The 19336-nt window shown below is 31.9% G+C and carries 18 protein-coding genes and 2 pseudogenes; 5 read left to right on the top strand and 15 right to left on the bottom strand.

All coding sequences use genetic code 11. The features are described 5' to 3' along the window. Window positions 1–190: 190 nt before the first annotated feature. A pseudogene (locus tag NEH74_RS09420) lies at window positions 191–385 on the bottom strand (transposase); the annotation flags it as partial. A 513-nt stretch (window positions 386–898) separates the two neighbouring features. On the opposite strand from NEH74_RS09420, the pseudogene NEH74_RS13720 reads away from it, so the two are divergent. After that, window positions 899–961, top strand: a pseudogene (locus tag NEH74_RS13720) (hypothetical protein); the annotation flags it as partial. Between the two features lie 458 nt (window positions 962–1419). Here the strand turns inward: NEH74_RS13720 and NEH74_RS09415 are convergent. From NEH74_RS09415 to NEH74_RS09380, 8 genes are all read right to left on the bottom strand, one after another. Further along, a complete protein-coding gene (locus tag NEH74_RS09415; RefSeq protein ID WP_262941320.1) occupies window positions 1420–1632 on the bottom strand; it encodes a DUF3990 domain-containing protein in 213 nt (70 codons plus the stop codon). Window positions 1633–1904: 272 nt separating this feature from the next. Next, window positions 1905–2669, bottom strand: coding sequence for a response regulator transcription factor (locus tag NEH74_RS09410; RefSeq protein ID WP_055305471.1), 765 nt, complete (start codon window positions 2667–2669; stop codon window positions 1905–1907). 3 nt (window positions 2670–2672) lie between these two features. Continuing rightward, window positions 2673–3980, bottom strand: coding sequence for a GHKL domain-containing protein (locus NEH74_RS09405; RefSeq protein WP_055305472.1), 1308 nt, complete (start codon window positions 3978–3980; stop codon window positions 2673–2675). Window positions 3981–4050: 70 nt separating this feature from the next. Continuing rightward, window positions 4051–4224 carry a cyclic lactone autoinducer peptide gene (locus tag NEH74_RS09400; protein ID WP_082427820.1) on the bottom strand — a complete coding sequence of 58 codons (174 nt, stop codon included), beginning with the start codon at window positions 4222–4224 and terminating at the stop codon, window positions 4051–4053. Further along, entirely contained in the window at window positions 4193–4816 is a 624-nt protein-coding gene (locus NEH74_RS09395; protein ID WP_172676271.1) for an accessory gene regulator B family protein, read from the bottom strand. Before NEH74_RS09395 ends, NEH74_RS09400 begins: the two co-directional genes overlap by 32 nt. Before the next feature lie 209 nt (window positions 4817–5025). Beyond that, window positions 5026–5760 carry a Fic family protein gene (locus NEH74_RS09390; RefSeq protein WP_009606334.1) on the bottom strand — a complete coding sequence of 245 codons (735 nt, stop codon included), beginning with the start codon at window positions 5758–5760 and terminating at the stop codon, window positions 5026–5028. Window positions 5761–6109: 349 nt separating this feature from the next. Further along, a complete protein-coding gene (locus NEH74_RS09385; RefSeq protein ID WP_238581289.1) occupies window positions 6110–6409 on the bottom strand; it encodes a hypothetical protein in 300 nt (99 codons plus the stop codon). A 1015-nt stretch (window positions 6410–7424) separates the two neighbouring features. Next, on the bottom strand, window positions 7425–7553 hold the full coding sequence (locus tag NEH74_RS09380; protein ID WP_256644756.1) for a hypothetical protein: 129 nt from the start codon (window positions 7551–7553) through the stop codon (window positions 7425–7427). Window positions 7554–7753: 200 nt separating this feature from the next. Here NEH74_RS09380 and NEH74_RS09375 point away from each other — a divergent pair, with 200 nt between their 5' ends. After that, window positions 7754–9736, top strand: coding sequence for a penicillin-binding transpeptidase domain-containing protein (locus tag NEH74_RS09375; RefSeq protein ID WP_055305475.1), 1983 nt, complete (start codon window positions 7754–7756; stop codon window positions 9734–9736). Window positions 9737–9881: 145 nt separating this feature from the next. Here the strand turns inward: NEH74_RS09375 and NEH74_RS09370 are convergent, their stop codons facing one another. The 3 genes from NEH74_RS09370 to NEH74_RS09360 form a co-directional block, all read right to left on the bottom strand. Continuing rightward, the gene (locus tag NEH74_RS09370; protein WP_055305476.1) at window positions 9882–11312 is read right to left on the bottom strand and encodes a 6-phospho-beta-glucosidase; all 1431 of its coding nucleotides are present in this window, start codon (window positions 11310–11312) and stop codon (window positions 9882–9884) included. Between the two features lie 98 nt (window positions 11313–11410). Beyond that, complete coding sequence (locus tag NEH74_RS09365; protein ID WP_055277242.1) at window positions 11411–12766, bottom strand: PTS transporter subunit EIIC; 1356 nt, start codon at window positions 12764–12766, stop codon at window positions 11411–11413. A gap of 180 nt (window positions 12767–12946) precedes the next feature. Beyond that, window positions 12947–13663, bottom strand: coding sequence for a MurR/RpiR family transcriptional regulator (locus NEH74_RS09360; RefSeq protein ID WP_055277244.1), 717 nt, complete (start codon window positions 13661–13663; stop codon window positions 12947–12949). A 485-nt stretch (window positions 13664–14148) separates the two neighbouring features. Between NEH74_RS09360 and NEH74_RS09355 the strand changes: the two genes are divergently transcribed. Continuing rightward, complete coding sequence (locus NEH74_RS09355) at window positions 14149–15333, top strand: M20 family metallopeptidase (RefSeq protein ID WP_262941318.1); 1185 nt, start codon at window positions 14149–14151, stop codon at window positions 15331–15333. Between the two features lie 7 nt (window positions 15334–15340). Further along, entirely contained in the window at window positions 15341–15991 is a 651-nt protein-coding gene (locus tag NEH74_RS09350; protein ID WP_055305478.1) for a helix-turn-helix transcriptional regulator, read from the top strand. 164 nt (window positions 15992–16155) lie between these two features. Here NEH74_RS09350 and NEH74_RS09345 read toward each other — a convergent pair whose 3' ends face one another. Genes NEH74_RS09345 through NEH74_RS09335 form a run of 3 tightly spaced genes read right to left on the bottom strand, consistent with a single transcriptional unit; the run spans window position 16156 to window position 18126 of the window. After that, entirely contained in the window at window positions 16156–16926 is a 771-nt protein-coding gene (locus NEH74_RS09345) for a sulfite exporter TauE/SafE family protein (RefSeq protein ID WP_055277250.1), read from the bottom strand. Window positions 16927–16928: 2 nt separating this feature from the next. Continuing rightward, window positions 16929–17294, bottom strand: a complete 366-nt coding sequence (locus NEH74_RS09340) for an ArsR/SmtB family transcription factor (RefSeq protein ID WP_055277252.1) — start codon at window positions 17292–17294, stop codon at window positions 16929–16931. A 10-nt stretch (window positions 17295–17304) separates the two neighbouring features. Further along, window positions 17305–18126, bottom strand: coding sequence for an N-acyl homoserine lactonase family protein (locus NEH74_RS09335; RefSeq protein WP_055277255.1), 822 nt, complete (start codon window positions 18124–18126; stop codon window positions 17305–17307). A gap of 437 nt (window positions 18127–18563) precedes the next feature. Between NEH74_RS09335 and NEH74_RS09330 the strand changes: the two genes are divergently transcribed. After that, entirely contained in the window at window positions 18564–19262 is a 699-nt protein-coding gene (locus NEH74_RS09330) for a GerMN domain-containing protein (protein ID WP_262941317.1), read from the top strand. The last annotated feature ends 74 nt before the right edge of the window (window positions 19263–19336 follow it).

Raw genomic sequence — 19336 nt, 5'->3', positions numbered from 1 at the left:
ATTAGAATACTATAAACATTATCAACACTAAACTAAACTAAACAACTTTTTAAGGGAATTTGGGCGATACTGAACTGCTATTAAATATTTCAGTAATGAATACGATGGATATTAAACCAATTAATATAATCTGAAAATTCATATTTTAATTGCTATGCTGTTTCAAATATTCGATTATTTACACAAATTCTGTTCCATTATCGTTCTCTTTAAAAGAACCAGTTGACGTTGATTGTTTAATCCACTTATCGAGTAAGGAAGATGAAAGATCATATTCACGAGTAAAGTCACATTTACGTTTTCCATTTAAATAAAGTTAAACTAATTGATTTTTAAATTCATCAGTATAAGTTCGAAGAGATCTACGAGGTTCAGTTTGGGTCATGTTAAAGTCTTCTTTTGTAGGATTAATTATAATTCTACATGACCTAAAAAAAACTGTCTAATTAATTGTATCCTATCCACTAAAATACTGATTCTGATCATTAGCTATTTAAAACAGTAAACTGATTGATAAGTTGTGACACTAAATAAGATACAAGTTTTAAAAATAAACGCAATTAAACCTCGAATTTTCCGCATACTTCATACTCTTTAATGATTTCATACATCAAATCCTATTTTATTCAAAGAGCAAGAAAGATATTAAATGAAGTAGAGTATATACAGAACAATTTGTCCTGAAGAAAATTTCTTAGTCAAAGTAATGTAAGAATCCTACATATGTTTGACATATGCGCAGGATTCTAGATGTATTTGAAATTAAATAATCATTAAATATGAAAGAGTTCTTTTATAATACCACTATAGCTGAGGCCGCTTATAAAGTAATTAACTAGAGATTTGTAAGCAATCAGATGTTTAAAGCACAAGGTAACTAGTCCATGAGTTTACCTACTACATTAACTGGTATAATAATTATAGAATTAATTCCTCATTTGAATACTTATCTCCTAGTTAAATACTATAAAAATGCATTCAAAAAGTACTCTAGTGTCTAGAATCTAACTTTTATCTTTTCCAATCAATGCTTGTTTAGCTGTATCTACTAGAGCATAATTTTTTTATATACAGATTGTAATATTAAGTATGCTATATAAAAATTTAAGCACATAATATGGATTATTACCTATCAGGTAAACAATTAATCAAAAAAAAGAAGTTAACTCTGTAGGTCAACTTCTCTGATTAACAATAAATATAATTTTACTTTTAATAATATCCAATATCTTTTTTCAGATGATACTCTAACATAAGTTCATCTATTAGATATCCATCACCCTAAAAATATAAATCACTAATTCCTTATGAAATTAATTGATAAGTTTTTGACGCATAGAATAGTCCCCTTCTTCAGTGATATGCGTTTCTTTAACTAGGCCCTCTCGGTAATTCTTGCAAATGTTAGTTGTAATAATTTTATTTACTTCTATTATATCTCTCAACTTTCTTATATTTTAAGTAATCATTAATAACTTCTTGATTAATGATATCAATTTGAAAATTGGGTTTATAATATTTTAATCTTCTTAACGATTCTTCTTTACTAATTAACCGATCCGAATAAAGTTCCACTGTATTAACCACCTTATCATCTGCAACGCTTCCTACTATCATATCATATTTCTGTATCTTTTCAATTGTTACATCTAATTTCTAGACTTCAATGATTTCAAATTTAATCTTAACCAAATCTGATTAATCTAAAATAATCTCTTCATTTCCAATCGGATGTTGTAATGTTTCAATAATACATACTGTCATTTTACAACTTATAACCCTTTGCTCCTTAATATATATCAGAGATAGAAATTAAAATAGACATGTTTATATTACGTACTTACGCTTGGCACATTGTAATTGCTTAGTTTGTGATAAATAATTGTCTGATTTAAATTGATCACTCAGGAACTTTCATATTGAACTTTTTTCATATTGAACTCCTCCATCTTATTTTCAACACCTTTTAACAGCCTTCGAGAAACATAACAAAATACATCATTATTAAAATAGACTAATCTACTCTTCTTATCAATACTAATAATATTTGATACATTTACTACAAATGATTTATGGCAGCTGACAAGACGATCATCTACCTTAACAACTTCGCTTAACTTTCCATAAAAGCTAATATTTTTTTTAGATGTTACTAAGTTAATTTTATGTGGAACTTCAGATGTTTCAAAATATAAAATTTCAGAAAATGGAACTTGAAATTTCGTATATTTATTCTCAAACATAAAGGAATCCTCACTTATTGGTTTTTCCTGATATTGATTAGCAATAATTAAACATTCTTCAACTCTTTTTCTAAACTTAATTTCGCCTTGATTTTTTTCAATAAAATCAAGTGCTGAAACTTTATATGAAAATGTCTTAGGTGCCAATTCAGAATGAGTTGTAACAAAAACAATTGTTCCATATGGATCTTTTGCACGTATAATCTGAGCAATTTCCAATCCTTTTCGTGAACAATTATTAATCTCTAAATCTAAAAAATAGATATGATGACTTCCCATCGAACTCATCTCATCTAACAGATTTTCTGGCCTAGATGTAGTAAATATTTTCTGATACGGGACATTATTTTTATCAAGTAATTCTTTAATAATTCTTTCTAAACGAATTCTTTGAATCGCATCATCTTCTAAAATAAAAATATTCAACTCTTATTTCTCCTCTCTTTTTAATATTAAAGTTTGTATAAATACTCCTGTGTTGTAAGAAGTTTCTAAAGTACAATATTTATGTTCATTTAGGATTTGTTGAACATTATATAACCCAATCCCCCTATTACTTCCTTTTGAAGAATATCCCTTTCTATAAATATTCTTTAAATTTATCTCTTTTTCTTTACAATTATTTTCTACTTCTACTCGTTGAATATTTTTATCTTGAATAAATACAATTGAAATATATGAATTACTTGTAGTACTCGCACCTTCAATAGCATTATCTAATAAAATAGAAAAAACTCTATAGAATGAAAATACGTCCATATAAATAGACTCAATAATCTCTTCTATTTCTACTCTTACATCAATTCCTTTAGCTTGAGATTTAATAATTTTTTCGGCCAGTAAACTCTTAATCTCAACAATATGAACCTTGCGGACCTTCCCTAAAATATAATCATTACTTTTTACAATTTGTTCTGTCGGTTTAATTACTCTATGGTAGACTCCTTTTATCATCTCGATATCTTCTGTTCGAATACCTTCTTCTAAACTCACTAAAATGTTAAGATAATCATGACGAAAACTATTTAAATTATTATAAAATTGCTCAAGTTGAATAGTATAATCATGTAACTGTTGATTCAAAACTCGTTCTTGCTTCATTTTTGAATCTTTATTTAATGTATAAATTAAAGCCAGATAAACACCACATAATAAACAAGCATAAATAAAAAAAAGTATACTTGTAAGTGTAATATGTTCACTACTAAACCCCTGAATTTGACCTATAAATATATTGACATAAAAAATAACTATCATAAATAAAAGAAAAATGAGGATTAAAATCTGATATTTTCTTTCTAAAATAATAAATCTGCGAAGTTTCCCTATCACATATTTTGTTAAATAGCAAACTAAAATCGTTAAAATACAAGTAAGAATCGTAGCAACTATTTCTCTATCATAATTCACAATGAATGAGCTTAAAAGGTCTTTGACGACATACATCTCCATCACTTGAGCAAAATAATTGGTAACAACGAGGGTAACCAAAGGTAAACAAGTGATTAAAATACTGGAGAAAATCTTCTTAGATTTAATAATTAAACATGTGATTAAAAAGAACAGAACCAAAAATATTGCCAAAAACCCTATTTCCATGTAAAAAAATTGACCAATGATTTGAATCAATAATAACCATAGCAAAAAATTCTTTATCCCTATTCCATCATCAGATAAAATATTAACTCCTATTAATAACGTAAGTAATTCTAAAAACAGTATAAAAAAAATAAGCATCAAATTCCCTCCATAATTTAATGCTTATATTATATCAAAAGATTAGATTTTTTTAAAAAATCTGTACCTATTATTTATTTAAAGCTTTATTCACCAATAATTCTTTAGGTACTTTAGGCTCATAAATAAAACCAATACATACACCATCAGTAGCCGCATCACCAGTTATTGATGCTATTTTCCCCAAGGATTTCGCAGCACCTTGTTTGAACTCATTCATTAAATTCTTCTTCATATTTTTCATAATTATTATAACTCCTTTTCAATAACTTATAAGTTACTGGTAAAATAAAAATAATTTGAGAGATAACTCCCAATGTTATCATAACCTTCATTATACTATTTTGAACACCTAATGTAATCAACAAAAGAATTACACATCTTATAAGAGATTGTTTGCGCAATTCCCCTCTTTTTTCTCTACCAATTAATGGCTGATTACCTGTATCTGCTGGAGCATAACAAATCAAGCAACAAAATGAGATAACAAAAATAATAAAAATAAAAAAGTCACTAAATATCATATCTTTCGAAATATACGGTAATAGAACAAATAAAATAACACTAATAATAGTACAATTCGCACTTGTTTCTGCATGTAAACCATGAGACTTACTTCTTATAAAAAGATAAGAACTATGAAAAATTAACGTTAAATAAAATATATTTAACACTAAAGCCCCCCCATAGACAATAATCCCTTTCATAAGATTAATCAGAATAACTTCGATTCCCAACTTTATTTTTAAATATTCTAATTCATCTATAGAAGTTCTTTTTTTAATCCAACAAGCAATATTTGTAGCTATTAAATCTCCCAAATTTTTTTTAGACACTATAGGACATTTCACCCTCCTTCTTCTCTCCTAATCCCTCAACATAATATCATCCGTTATCTTTTTTTAGAACAACATTTCCTAAATGGTTATTTTTTTGTCGTAATCGGTAGAATCTTAGATTTTTATCATACTTTTTGTTTTTATATTGTATTTATGACTCTAACCATTCAACATAATGCTTTTTATATCGAATTCAATTTAACTTTTTATCCAATTAAATATAAATAAGTATCAAAACTTCTATCTACTGCTTGTGCAATAAATTCAACAAAATCATCCGTATTACCAGTCGTACTCGCTTTTTCTAATGCACTCATATAATCTACACGGTCAGTATTTCTAATAACAGTTAGTGGATATCCATTTCTTAGTAGAATTAAATTCATTAATAATCTCGCTGATCTGCCGTTTCCATCTATAAAAGGATGGATATAAACATATTTAAAATGGAATAATGCTGCTAATTTTACGGGATGCATTGTTTCTTTATTTTCATCATACCAATCTAATAGCTCTCTCATTTTATCTTCTACAAGAAAATATTCTGGTGGTCGATGCATACTACCACTGATTAATACATTTGCTTTTCGATAAACACCAGCATTTGAATTATCAATGCTCTTTAAAATAATATGATGAAGATCTCGAATGACTCTTTCTGATAAATCAAACTCTTTACTAACGACATCTTGTATATAATCAATAGCTTCTTTATGGTTTAAAACTTCGAGATGTTCTCTTAAACTTTTGCCTCCACCTATTGTTAGACCATCTTCTAAGATTACTTTTGTTTCAGTAATCGTTAATGTATTTCCTTCAATGGCATTTGAATTATAGGTAAATTCAACATCAAAATATTTCTTTAAATTCGTTAGAACCTCTCTACTTAAAGGACGATTATTATCTAACAATTGTTTCTTTTCATCTAATAACGTAAACATAAAAACTCTCCTCTCTTTATAAATTCATTTATTCTATTATGGACTGTTAAAGTCATTTATTCCAATGATCTAATATCCCTGTCTAACATTAATTACTTTAAATAGCAATACTAAGACTATTATATCATAAATGTGACTATCTACTTATCATATAAAAGACTATTTACTATCCTATTCGATAGATATCTGGACGTGGATACTAACCGGAACGCCCCATCTCCACCAAAAAATTCTTGTCCACAACTGTTACAGGAAATTGGCCAAAATAAAAACCATTATCTGAGTTCAGATTAAATCTGATTTGAGATAATGGTTTTTGTATATTAGGAGCTACTGAAATTTATTACATTTAGTAATATCCTTTTTCGCATAATAATTCATAGCAATAATTGACTTGTTCATCAGTGAATAATTCGGCATATTCACCTTTAACAATCGTTGCCTCCATCGTTAATTCAAGATGCCCCACTTCTGCTAATTTATTAAAACAATCCGATGTTCTACCTTTTCTAAAAATTTCTTGTGCCGTTCTAACTATTCCAAATCTTTCTATAGTTTGTAGAAATCTTGTCATTTTGCAGCCATACTCTTTTTCTGCAAGTCCACAATTTTTCATAACTTCTTGTTGTAGTTTTTTCTCTAATGCCATCATTTTCACACTCCAATATTATAATCTGATTTGAGATAATGGTTATATTTTATCCACTTAAATATAAATAAGTATCAAAACTTCTGTCTGCTGCATGTACAATAAATTCAACAAAATCATCCGTATTAGCAGTGGTATTCGCTGCATACTACCACTGATTAATACATTCGCTTTTCGATAAACTCCAGTATTGGGATTAGAACATATGGAATAACTCTTTCTAACATGAATTACTTTAAATAGTCCTACTAAAACTATTATATCATAAATATAACTATCTACTTATCATCTAAAAGACTATTTACTATCCTATTGGATAGATATCTGGACATGGATATTCACTGGAATGCCCATACCCTAGTAGTTGGGGATCGTTCACTTCGTTCTCTGCCAGGGCACCCATACCCTAGTAATTGAGGATTGTTCACTTCGTTCTCTGCCAGGGCACCCATACCCTAGCAGTTGAGGTTGGTTCACTTCGTTCTCTCCCAGGGCACCCATACCCTAGCAGTTGAGGATCGTTCACTTCGTTCTCTGCCAGGGCACCCATACCCTAGCAGTTGAGGATCGTTCACTTCGTTCTCTCCCAGGGCACCCATACCCTAGCAGTTGAGGATCGTTCACTTCGTTCTCTGCCAGGGCACCCATACCCTAGCAGTTGAGGATCGTTCACTTCGTTCTCTGCCAGGGCACCCATCGTTTGAAGACAGATTAATTTCATCACCTATGTTTCATTTGGAAAAGCTCCTTTTCCTTGTAGAACTTTTCTTAATTATCTATTGTAGCTTTCACTGGCGTTTGTCGTATCAATTTTTTTCGAATTTCTTTAGAAAAATTAAACAGTTAATAAACTTCTTCGATGTTATTTTCCCACATTCTAACGGATAATAGCATAATGGGAATCCATTTATTTTTAAAAATTTTAAAATCTTGTTCTGCTGCCGATCAATTAATCGCTTGATAGATTTGTTTCAAATCATATTCACTATAACCTAAGTGTTGATTTAATTCTGCTTCAAGTGCCTTCCTCGATAAAACTCCCAAACATATCTAATAAAGTACCTTGGATATGATTACTAGATTTAATGTTGTATTCATCTTGAACAAAATTAAATAATTGTTTCATTGCAGCTTTTCTTATCATAAATTATCCCCTCCTTTAAAAAATTGTTTAGTTTAGTATGAAATGATCTGAAGTCATAGTTCTGACTAGGAATAAAATACATGTATTCTAAATACCTTTATATAAGATTAGGAAGATGATTAAGGAAATATCGTTTAATTCCTTTTCTAAAAATGGTATAACTTTACATAATAAAGAAAATTAACAAAAGGAGGATTATAATGAAACGAGTTCTAGGAATTGTAGCATTTTGTGCCTTACTCTTAACTGGTTGTTCATCAGATGCTGAAAAATTGTTATTTGAAAGCTTTGAAGAAAAATTGGTAAATGAAGATTATGAAGGTTTATATCTTTTATTAAGCAGTGAGTCACAACAAGCAATAACAAAAGAAGATTTTATAACAAGATATACAAATATTTATTCAGGAATTAAGGCCAGCAACATTGACCTTGAAATGGGAGAAATTGATACTGAAAATAAGGTGATTCCTTTCTCATTAACAATGAATACTGTTGCGGGAGAAGTCAATCGTTCTGATTTTGAGCTTCCTTTTATAAAAGAGGATAAAGAGTTAAAAGTCATTTGGTCAGAGAGCTTAATTTTCCCGATGATGGAAAGTGGTGATAAGGTCAGAGTCAGCACTCAAACTGCAAATCGCGGAAGCATCCTTGATCGAAATGGAGAAGCACTCGCATCAGATGGCACACTGGTTACAGTTGGAATCCATCCTGCTATTTTTGATGAGGAGAACAGAGATAATAAAATTAAAGAGTTAGCTAATATATTAGATATTAGCGAAGAGACCATTACAAAAAAATTAGCTGCGAATTCAAATCCAGACTATTTTGTCCCTATTGTGGATTTACTTCCAGATTCCCCTAAATTAACATTATTAGAAAATCGTCGTAAAGAAGGCATCTTAACACAAAGTAAGCAAGGTCGAATCTATAAAAATGATGAAGCATTCGGGCGATTATTAGGATATATTAGACCAATCAGTGAAGAAGAATTAAAAGCAGATGAAGAAGGCATTTATACCACAGCCTCAATGGTCGGAAAGGCCGGACTTGAACAAGTATATGAGACAACACTAAGAGGAATTAACGGAGTTGAAATTTATATTGAACGCGATGGTACTAAGGTTGAAACTCTTGCTTTAAAAGAAGCACAACATGGAGAAGATATCAAAATTTCTATCGATTCTTATTTACAAACAACTGTCTATCAAAAAATGAATGGTGAAAAAGGTTCAGCAACAGCCGTCGATCCAACAACGGGTGATATTCTAGCCTTAGTTAGCTCACCATCTTATAATTCCAATTGGTTTACAACTTATATGACAAAAAGTGAACAACAGCACCGTGAAGAAATTCAGTTTGCTGATGAAAAAAATCGTTTTGCTACTCTTTATTCACCAGGTTCAACATTTAAACTCATTACAGCAGCAATAGGACTCGAAAATGGAACGCTTGATCCAATTGAAATCAAAACAATCAATGGGAGGGAGTGGCAAAAAGATAGCTCCTGGGGAAATTATCATATTAGACGGATTAATGCTCAAACAAACGTTGCTTTAAAAGAAGCTGTTAAATATTCGGACAATATTTATTTCGGGATGAATGCTCTTGAAATGGGAAGTGAGGCACTGATTAAAGGAGCCGAACAATTTACTATTGGAACAGACTTAGCCATTGGCTATCCAATCAAACAGAGTCAAATTTCTAATAATGGAACGCTTAATCGTGATATTCTTCTTGCAGATACAGGATATGGACAAGGAGAAATCATGGTCTCAACATTAAACATGGCACTTGCTTACAGTGCTTTATCAAATAGCGGAAACATTATGGCTCCCACTCTTATTTTGACCGATAATCACCAACCGAGTGTTCTTAAAGAGTCAGTCATTTCAACACAAAATCTTTCTATCCTACAAGATGCCTTTAGTGCAGTTGTTGAAGATAGTGATGGAACTGGACATTTAGCTAAAATTGATGGAATTAAATTAGCTGGAAAAACAGGAACAGCTGAGATCAAATCATCTCAAGGTGAAACAGGAAGCGAAAATGGATGGTTTATTGCAACAGATTTAGATTCATCTAACGTATCCATTGCCATGGTTGTAGAAGATGTCCAAGAAGGAGTGGGAACACTTGGTGTTGTCTCAATGGTTAAAGAAGTACTTTTAGATTATTTAAAATAAATGGTTTTTGATACATAAAAAGGGCTACCTCATTTTTAAAAGAGGTAGCCCTTTTCCCTTATTCTAGGTAATTTTATTATTTCAAGCTAAAATTATAATGAATGATTTTTATTTTTCATGGTTTATGGTTAATTAGGTTAATAAATTATAATTCTTCGCCATTTGTTTCAATAACTTTTTTATACCAATTAAAACTTTTCTTTTTCATACGTTTCATCGTTCCCGTTCCATCATCATGTTTATCAACATAAATGAATCCGTAACGTTTTTTATACTCACCTGTTGTGAATGAGACGCAATCAATACATCCCCAAGGTGTATATCCCATTAAGTCTACACCATCTAATACTACTGCCTTTTTCATTTCCTCAATATGGGCCTTTAAGTAATCAATACGATAATCATCATTAATTGAACCATCCTCTTCAACTGTATCGATAGCTCCAAAACCATTTTCTACGATAAATAAAGGTTTTTGATAACGTTCATATAATAAGTTTAACGCATATCTTAATCCAATCGGGTCAATTTGCCATCCCCAATCCGATGATTTAACATGTGGGTTTGGTACACTTCCTGGGAATCCAGATAATCCATTTCCTTCTACGACATTGTCCGCTTTAACTGCATTTGTCATGTAGTAGCTTAATCCAATGTAATCTACTGTTCCATTTTTAAGGATTTCTTTATCTTCTGGTTCCATATCAATATTAAATCCTTTACGTTCCCACTCCTTAATTGCATAAGTCGGATACTCACCACGTACATGAACATCACTAAATAAATAACGATCATGCATTGATTCAACAGAATACATCATATCTTCTGGTTTACAAGAGTATGGATATAACGGAACACACGCCATCATACACCCAATTTGGAAGTTTGGATTAATTTGATGTCCTAATGCTACGACTTTAGCACTTGCGACTAATTGATGATGAACGACTTGATACATACATTGTTCAGGATTCTCATGATGATTAAAAATAACTCCAGAACATGTGTACCCGAATAATGGATACTTATAATTTTTTTGATTATTAATTTCATTAAACGTCATCCAATATTTAACTTTATCTTTATAACGTTTCATCACAACTTCACTGTAACGAACAAAGAAATCAATAACCTTACGATTTTTCCATCCTCCATATTCTTTAACTAAGTGATATGGCATTTCAAAGTGAGATAACGTAATAACGGGTTCAATATTGTATTTTAATAACTCATCAAATAAGTCATCATAGAATCTTAACCCCTCTTCATTAGGTTCTAATTCGTCACCTTTCGGAAAAATTCGTGTCCATGCAATAGATGTTCTAAAGCACTTAAATCCTAATTCAGCAAATAGTGCAATATCTTCCTTGTAATGACCATAAAAATCAACGGCTTCATGATTAGGATAATATTTACCTTCTTCAATTGAATCTGTAATCACTCGATCGATACCGTGAGCTCCACCTGTTAAAACATCGACGATACTGATTCCTTTACCACCTTTATTATAGCCTCCCTCTACTTGGTGAGCTGCAACAGCCCCACCCCATAAAAATTCCTTAGGTAATTGATTCATAGCAGGACCTCCTAATCTAATTTTTTAAATAATTTTCTGCTTCAAAATAGTAAAGAAGCAATGAGTCGATCATTGCTCTTTTAACTCTACTAATTTGTTTATTTTTCGTCATTAAATCCAACGATCATTGTTAATACCATACCAAGTACAAATGATACAATGATTGAAATAATAAATCCAATAAATGGCGTCATATATCCTACTTTAAAGAAGGCAGGAATTGTGGCAATACCAGGCATATTATAACTCCATGAGACTGCATTAAACGCTCCCGCAATCGCTCCACCAATAGCACCAGCAATACATCCGCAAATCATTGGTTTTTTAAGTCTTAAGTTAACTCCATAAACAACAGGTTCTGTAATTCCGAATACAGCTGTAACAGCCGCTGGTAAAGAAACTTCTTTTAATTCCTTATTTTTAGATTTAAAGTATACCCCAAAGGCTGCCCCAGCTTGTGAAAATACAGCAGATGCTTGAAGGGCTGTAAATGTATCAAATCCAAGCGAAGCATAGTTTCCTACTGTAACCGGCGTAATTCCCCAGTGAACTCCGAAGATAACTGCTACTTGCCAAAGCCCCCCAACAACAATACCTGCCACAATTGGACTTAAGTTATATAAGAAATTATATGTATCTCCAATCGCTCCACCAACTGTTGCACCAAATGGTCCAAAAACTAATAACGTAACTGGTACCATAATAGCGATTGTAAACATTGGTGTGAATAAGTTTCGAATAACTGTCGGTAATACTTTTTCAAAGAATTTTGCAACATAAGATGCTAACCATACTGCTAAAATAACTGGAATAACTGATGATGTATAGCTTAACATTTGAATTTGAATTCCTAAAAAGCTTAACTGTGTTCCATCATTCACCATTGCATTATAATCTGGTGAAATTAAGGCACAAGCAATAACAACGGCAATAAATTCATTAACCTTAAATTTCTTAGCTGCTGTAATCGCAATTAAAACAGGTAAGAATGTGAATGCTGTCCAAGAAATAAAATTTAAAACTTGGTATGTTCCATCTGCTGTATCAATCCAATCTAATGCAACTAAAACTCCTAAAATCCCTTGTAAAATCCCACAAGCGGCTAATGTATATAAGAACGGAGCAAAGATACTTGAAATGATATCAATGATTCGACTAAAAATGCCAACCTTCTCTGTTGAAGTTGAGACATTTTCTTCACTAACATCTACTAATTTTAGTACTTGTTCATAAGCATCTTTAACATGATTCCCAATTACAACTTGAAATTGCCCTCCTGCTTCTACCGTTGTAATAACCCCTTGAACTTTACTTGCTTTCTCTTTATTAACCACTTTATGATCGCTTAAAATAAAACGTAAACGCGTTGCACAGTGAGTAACATTATTAATATTTTCATTCCCACCTAAAGCAGCAACTAGCTCTTTGGCTGTCTGTGCATAATCTCTAGCCATTTTAATACCTCCACATCATTTCTCTAACTATCTTGCACACTTATTTTAAATAATAAAGAGCTTTTTGTCATTCTTATTAGAAAAAACAAGAATTTGTATCATACCTTTGAAACTTGTGACATAGACGAAACACCTTGTGACAGAAAAAAGGCGTAAACACAATTACTGTGTCTACGCCTTTTATTTAATTCTTCTTCCAATGGACTCTAAAATAAAAATGACAGGAACTTGTGTCGTAATGTCATACTCTTTCTTATTCTTTTGATTTGTCATATAATACGAAAGATTGTAATGTGACATTTTTGCTAACGTTGAATTCATACTATTTGTAATACTCACGACTGTACAACGTTGCTGTAAAAAGTGTCTGGCTAAATTAATTGTTTGCTCTGTTTCCCCTGATACGGAAAGAACAATAGCAACAATCTCCTCACTAATATGACCAATATTAGGATAAAATGGATCATCTATTACGTAACTCAACTTTCCAATATTAGAGAAATAGCGAGCCCCATACTTTCCTAAAATCCCTGAAGTCCCAACCCCTATAAAGACAATTTGTTGTGAGGCACTAACGATTTCAGCAATTTGATTAATCTTATTTTCAAACTCAATATTATCAATGGTCTCAAAATAATTCATGACTTCTGATATATCATTTAATGGTTGTTTTTCTTTCTTATCTTCCAAATACAACTTGAATTGAACCTTAAATTCCGCATACCCTTCACAGTCTAACTTCTTACAAAAACGCATAATAGCTGAAGTTGAGACATGAACGGCATCCGCCAATTCTCTAATCGTCATATATCGAATATTTTGCGAATTTTGTATAACATAATTATAGATTAACATCTCTACATCTGTAAATTTTTTGATTTGTTCATGATTAAACATACATCTTCCTCTTCATGCAATGATATTCATTAATTAAATGATACTGCTATCATCGTATCATATTCTTTCAGAGAGTTCTATAAAAGCAATTGTTTTTTTTAACCGTTATCATTATAGTTAGTAAAAAATCTTCACGAAACAGAAATGTATTTTACAATTCTACATCAGTCTTAGCTAATGATCGCCGTTAATCCTAGGACAGATTATAGTCTAGAGATTTACTAGCATTTTTGAAGAATATTTATTCTCAACTGCTAGGGAATAGGTACCTAAAAATCTCTCAAAGAAATCTAATCCCACGCTACTAAGGCATTTAAAATTTTTACGATGTAAAAAAACTTATCTGGGCTTATATTCTAAAAAAACAAAGAAAAAAATTTTTTATTATGTATAAAAAATAATTTTAATGTAGACTATATATGTCCTATTTATTTGTTATGATAGACATTAATTAAATAAAATTTAGAAAGTAAAGAGGGATAATTATGAATCCATTTATTGAACAAGCCTTATTAATCAAAGATGAATTAATTAATTACAGACGAATCATTCACGAAAACCCTGAAGTCGGAGCTGTTCTTCCAAAAACAAAAGCATTTGTTATGGATAAATTAAAAGAGTTTGGATATGAACCAACAGAAATTTGTGAGAGTGGAATTGTTGCGACAATTTCAGGTGAAAAACCAGGAAAAACATTCTTATTAAGAGCAGATATGGATGCTTTACCGATGAAAGAAGAAACAAGTTGTGATTTTAAATCAACGAATGGATGCATGCATTCTTGTGGACATGATATGCACACAGCCATGTTACTTGGTGCTGCTAAGTTATTAAAACAAAATCAAAGTCAAATTGAAGGAACGATTAAACTTGTTTTCCAACCTGATGAAGAAGGTTTTACTGGTGCTAAAAAGATGATCGCAGCTGGTGTCCTTGAAAATCCTAAAGTAGATGCAGCAATGGCGATGCATGTCCATTCTGGAACACCTTCGAACCTTGTCTTATGTGGATTAGGAACGACTATTGCAGGGTGCAATCGTTTCAGAATCATCGTTAACGGACAGGGATGTCATGGAGCAATGCCAGAAACAGGTGTCGATCCAATCAATATTGCCGCACACATTTATATTTCTTTACAAGAAATTATTGCCCGAGAAATTGCTACTACTCAACCAGCCGTTGTAACTATCGGTAAATTTGTAGGTGGAGATGCTCCTAATATCATTCCTGGACAAGTGATTATGGAAGGAACTATCCGAAGCTTAGATAAAGAGATTGGAGAATTTATTTTTAATCGCATCAACGATATCGTTGTATCGACAGCAAAAATGTTTAGAGGAGAAGCCGAATTAATTGAGTTATCATCTACTCCACCACTAGCTAATGACAATAAACTTGCGCACGAAGTAACTTCATATGTAAAAGATTTAGTAGGCGAACAAGCAGTTATTTTATTTGAGCAAGGTGGTATGGGATCAGAAGACTTTGCCTCTTACTCTTATGAAGTACCAAGTGTTTATTTAATGTTAGGCGCTGGTACAAAGAATGAAAATCCTTTATTTGGTCAACCAATGCACAATGAAAAGGTACAATTTAATGAAGATATTCTTGTAACAGGCGCCGCTATGCATGCCTATAGCGCTATCATGTGGTTAAAAAATAATAAATAACAGTAGCATGAGATTATTAGATTTAATATTTTATCTATTAAAATGCAGCTCAAAAGTGACAATCAAGGAACTAGCTAAAACGTTCAATGTCTCAACCAAAACAATTCAACGAGATTTAGATAAATTATCTATTTTAGGTATTCCAATTATTATTTATCGTGGAAAAGATGGTGGCGTTGAAATAGATAAAAACTATATTATTGCTAAACAAGTTCTTAAACAGAGTGACTACTGTGCGCTAATCACCTCCTTGTATATTGGAGAACATCTCAGTGAAAGTATTCATGAAGCTTCTTTGATCGATAAATTTCGACTCATGGACCCTAATAAATGCTCGGACATCATCAATCATCTTCAAAAACATTTAATTATTGACTTACCTTCTCCTACTTTTGATTTAGAAACCGAACTCTGTCAAACAATCAATCAGGCTCTAGACAATCAAGTCTTCATTAAATTAAAGATAAATCATGAAGTGATGGAGGTCCTTCCAATCTCCTATGTTTTAAAACCTGAAGGGTTAAGTCTATATTGCTATACAGGTGAATATTTCCTAATCCAATTAGCTCAAATCTGTGAAGCGAATCTTTCACCTAAAATTTGCACCGATATCATCATTGATTACAATGATAATAAAGAAAAAATAAAATTCATTTAATTTAAAAAGTCATTGAAATAGCACACAACTATTCAATGACTTTTTTTATTGAACTTTTTCACTTAAAACCTAACAAAATTAATATTCATTCCCTTTTCACAGCACTCTAGCGCTTGTCGATGACTTTAAAAATTTCAACTTTTGAAATCTAATTCACTTTTTTCTTACTTTAATAAATCCATAATGATCATTAAGCCACCGATAACAGTAAGTACTACACCTAATGTTCGATTTAAAACCTTAGCTGAAGCCTTATTTGCAAATTTTGCTGAGACTCTTGCTCCAATCAGTGTAAAAATCATACATAAAAACAATATTTTTAAATTAGGCATGCCCCCGATCACTAAATGTGAGACCCCTCCTGTTAAGGCAGTAAAAGTCATAATAAAAACACTGGTTCCAACAGCTGTTTTTAATTCATAGCCGAGCACACTCGTTAAAATTAAAAGCAACATCATTCCGCCACCGGCACCCACAAATCCACAAATAAACCCGACTAGTACGCCACATAAAATAGACTGAATAATTTTTGTACGCGTAGGCTTTTCTTCTACTACATCTGGAGCTGTCATAATCGGCCTAACTATAAATTTAATTCCCACAAGAAGGGTCATATACATTGAAAAATTCCCCATCATTTGATTTGGGACCAATTTTGAAAGATAACTTCCAATCATGGTAAAGATTAAAACACTTCCCATCATAACTAAGCCATTCTTGATATCAAGCTTTTTATTTTTTCCATACGTATACGCTGAAATGGCACTGGCTAATACATCCGAAGAGAGAGCAATTCCAACAGCTTGATAAGCTGGCACTCCAAGAAAACTAATTAACATCGGTGAAATCACTGCTGCTGCACTCAATCCTGCTAACCCAGTTCCAATCCCTGCCCCTAAACCAGCAATTAAACAAACTAATAACTTAACTAACAATACTAATCATCTCCCTTCCTTGTATCAATGGGTGCGAAATCCTTTACCACCTCGTAAATATGATTTACAAGTTGGGCAATCTGCCCCCATTGAGTTTCATTCGCATCCATATAATAATAATTTTTCGTTCCCTCCCTTCTCATATTAATCATCCCTGCTTCTTTTAAAATCTTTAAATGATGAGAAACAGCAGGTCTGGAAAGATGCGTTTTCTCTGTAATTTCACCGACACGAATTCCATTACAATCACTTTCTAAAAGCGTCATAATAATAAGTTGCCTCGTTTCATCACCAATAGCTACTAGCGCATCATGGCAAACTTCAAATTCTTTTATAATACGCTTAAGCCTATATTGACACTCCTTCATCTCAGACCTCCTACAATTCAATAACGTGAGGGATAACCTCTGGATCATGCGTCGCTAAAACTTCCACACATCCTTCTTTTTTTGACATTTCCTGAACCCATTTTAATGTCTTTCTCATCTTTTCTTTATCATCAACAGGCCCCGGAAGACGAAGCTCTTCCCATGACTCTTTAGCATAGCCCGTATCTCCTGTTAATAAAACAAATTGTCCTTGATTCTGAACCATTACTAGACTCGTCCCTTTTGTATGTCCTGCTACATCAATAAGTAAGACACTTTCATCACCAAACACATCATAGCTTCTACCAAATGGACCATAACTTGAAACTTTCATCTCAAATGGTTCTAAATTAACACCATTCCAAAAGCGATCTGAATATCGAATATCACCTTTTTGAGCTGCTTCTAGTTCTTCTTTACTTGTCATAATATGCTTAGCCTCTTTCACTAGTTCAAGTCCACTTGCATGATCAACATCTAAATGAGTTAAAAATACATAGTCTAAATCTCTTGGTTTAATTCCTAGCTTTCCAAATTGTTCATCAATTGCCTCTCCTTCAGGTAATCTTGCCTTGCTTGCAAAATTTAATTTCCAAGACATATGCTTTATTTGATCAATTCTAACATCACGATGCCACCCTGTATCAATTAAGACCAATCCTTTCGGATGTTCAATTAAATAAGCAGATACAGGAAGCAAAATTCTCCTTTTTTTACTTCGAAATAACCCTGTATAGGCAATTGGATTACGAGAAACATCTCTAAATGGAACCGCAGGATCAACCCCTACTTCTCCGGTGTGAAACACATGAATTTTAATCTTCTTTTCCATCGCTTAATCACCTCTTTTAGTTTTTATATTCTCTATTAGTTAATTTCATTATTCGTTTATTCTTTTAAACCATGACTAATATAACACATCAAATGTTACATAGTTCAATGGTAAAGAAAATCGAGACCATTAAAAACACTTATTGTCTTAAGCATAAAACCTAATACTAATAAGTGGCATTTAACTTCATTATGACCAAACATCTTCTATATCATTAGACACTTAAATACTTATATTTGCGATATCAGAATGATGTCCTCTTACAAAAAAGGCAATCATAATCAATTTAATCCTATCTTTCTCCACCTCTGTTCATTAATTATAATTATCATCCGCACAAAACTTTTTATAATTATTTTAACCCTACCATAATACATCATTTTTTTACATTTCTTCTTGTTATAATACTATCGAATCGAATTATTAGGAGGGGTCTTATGAAGAAATTTATTGTAGCAATGATGACATGTTTGTTTATGGTTTTTAGTTTATTTGGCTGTTCACCAGCAAATGAACAGGAATCAGATAGCAATCAAGCAGCACAATCTGAAAACGATTCTTCTACAAGTGATCAAGAAGAGAACCAAACTTCCATACCTGAAGATAATAATTCCGATTCTAACACTGATTCAACTAATAAAACTGAATCTGATGATTCTAATCAAGACGATAATTCAGATTCAAATCAAACACCTAACACTCAACAACGGATAAGTCGACTTTATTACTATGATATAGAACAGAATCAAATGTTTTATGTCGATAAGGAAGTAGACGTCATCGAAAATGCCTATGTTAATGCTTTAACTGAAGCACTTAAAGAGAACCAAGACAATAAAGACTTTGTAACAATAAATGAAGATACCTTTGTTACCTCAGCCACACTCGATGAGGAAAGTGGTATCTTAAATATTTATTTTAACGAAAGCTTTCATCTCTCAACTAATCTTGGTTCAGGTATTGAAGCAGGCTTCATTGATGCTTTAGTTAATACATATGGCTACAACTACAATGTCGATAAAGTCGCCATTTATGTACAAAACAAGCTTTACGAAGACCAACGTGGCCCAATGCCAGATGGTTATTTCAAAGTAACAGCAGAAGACGCTGTAAAATATGAATCGAGTAGGAGATAATTAATTAATTTAATCATCGTCCTCTCACACCACCGTACGTACGGTTCCGTATACGGCGGTTCTATTTTATCTAT

This window comes from Turicibacter sp. GALT-G1, from assembly GCF_025594995.1.
GTDB lineage: Bacteria > Bacillota_I > Bacilli_A > MOL361 > Turicibacteraceae > Turicibacter > Turicibacter bilis.
The sequence above is the reverse complement of the archived record's forward strand: the minus strand, read 5'-3'. Positions and strand labels throughout refer to the sequence as shown.

What these genes read in the sequence shown, in the direction of transcription:
- NEH74_RS09405 (WP_055305472.1), bottom strand. Translation starts at nt 3,980, where the DNA reads ATGCTTATTTTTTTTATACTGTTTTTAGAATTACTTACGTTATTAATA.
- NEH74_RS09400 (WP_082427820.1), bottom strand. Translation starts at nt 4,224, where the DNA reads ATGAAAAATATGAAGAAGAATTTAATGAATGAGTTCAAACAAGGTGCT.
- NEH74_RS09390 (WP_009606334.1), bottom strand. Translation starts at nt 5,760, where the DNA reads ATGTTTACGTTATTAGATGAAAAGAAACAATTGTTAGATAATAATCGT.
- NEH74_RS09385 (WP_238581289.1), bottom strand. Translation starts at nt 6,409, where the DNA reads ATGGCATTAGAGAAAAAACTACAACAAGAAGTTATGAAAAATTGTGGA.
- NEH74_RS09380 (WP_256644756.1), bottom strand. Translation starts at nt 7,553, where the DNA reads ATGATAAGAAAAGCTGCAATGAAACAATTATTTAATTTTGTTCAAGAT.
- NEH74_RS09375 (WP_055305475.1), top strand. Translation starts at nt 7,754, where the DNA reads ATGAAACGAGTTCTAGGAATTGTAGCATTTTGTGCCTTACTCTTAACT.
- NEH74_RS09370 (WP_055305476.1), bottom strand. Translation starts at nt 11,312, where the DNA reads ATGAATCAATTACCTAAGGAATTTTTATGGGGTGGGGCTGTTGCAGCT.
- NEH74_RS09365 (WP_055277242.1), bottom strand. Translation starts at nt 12,766, where the DNA reads ATGGCTAGAGATTATGCACAGACAGCCAAAGAGCTAGTTGCTGCTTTA.
- NEH74_RS09360 (WP_055277244.1), bottom strand. Translation starts at nt 13,663, where the DNA reads ATGTTTAATCATGAACAAATCAAAAAATTTACAGATGTAGAGATGTTA.
- NEH74_RS09355 (WP_262941318.1), top strand. Translation starts at nt 14,149, where the DNA reads ATGAATCCATTTATTGAACAAGCCTTATTAATCAAAGATGAATTAATT.
- NEH74_RS09350 (WP_055305478.1), top strand. Translation starts at nt 15,341, where the DNA reads ATGAGATTATTAGATTTAATATTTTATCTATTAAAATGCAGCTCAAAA.
- NEH74_RS09340 (WP_055277252.1), bottom strand. Translation starts at nt 17,294, where the DNA reads ATGAAGGAGTGTCAATATAGGCTTAAGCGTATTATAAAAGAATTTGAA.
- NEH74_RS09335 (WP_055277255.1), bottom strand. Translation starts at nt 18,126, where the DNA reads ATGGAAAAGAAGATTAAAATTCATGTGTTTCACACCGGAGAAGTAGGG.
- NEH74_RS09330 (WP_262941317.1), top strand. Translation starts at nt 18,564, where the DNA reads ATGAAGAAATTTATTGTAGCAATGATGACATGTTTGTTTATGGTTTTT.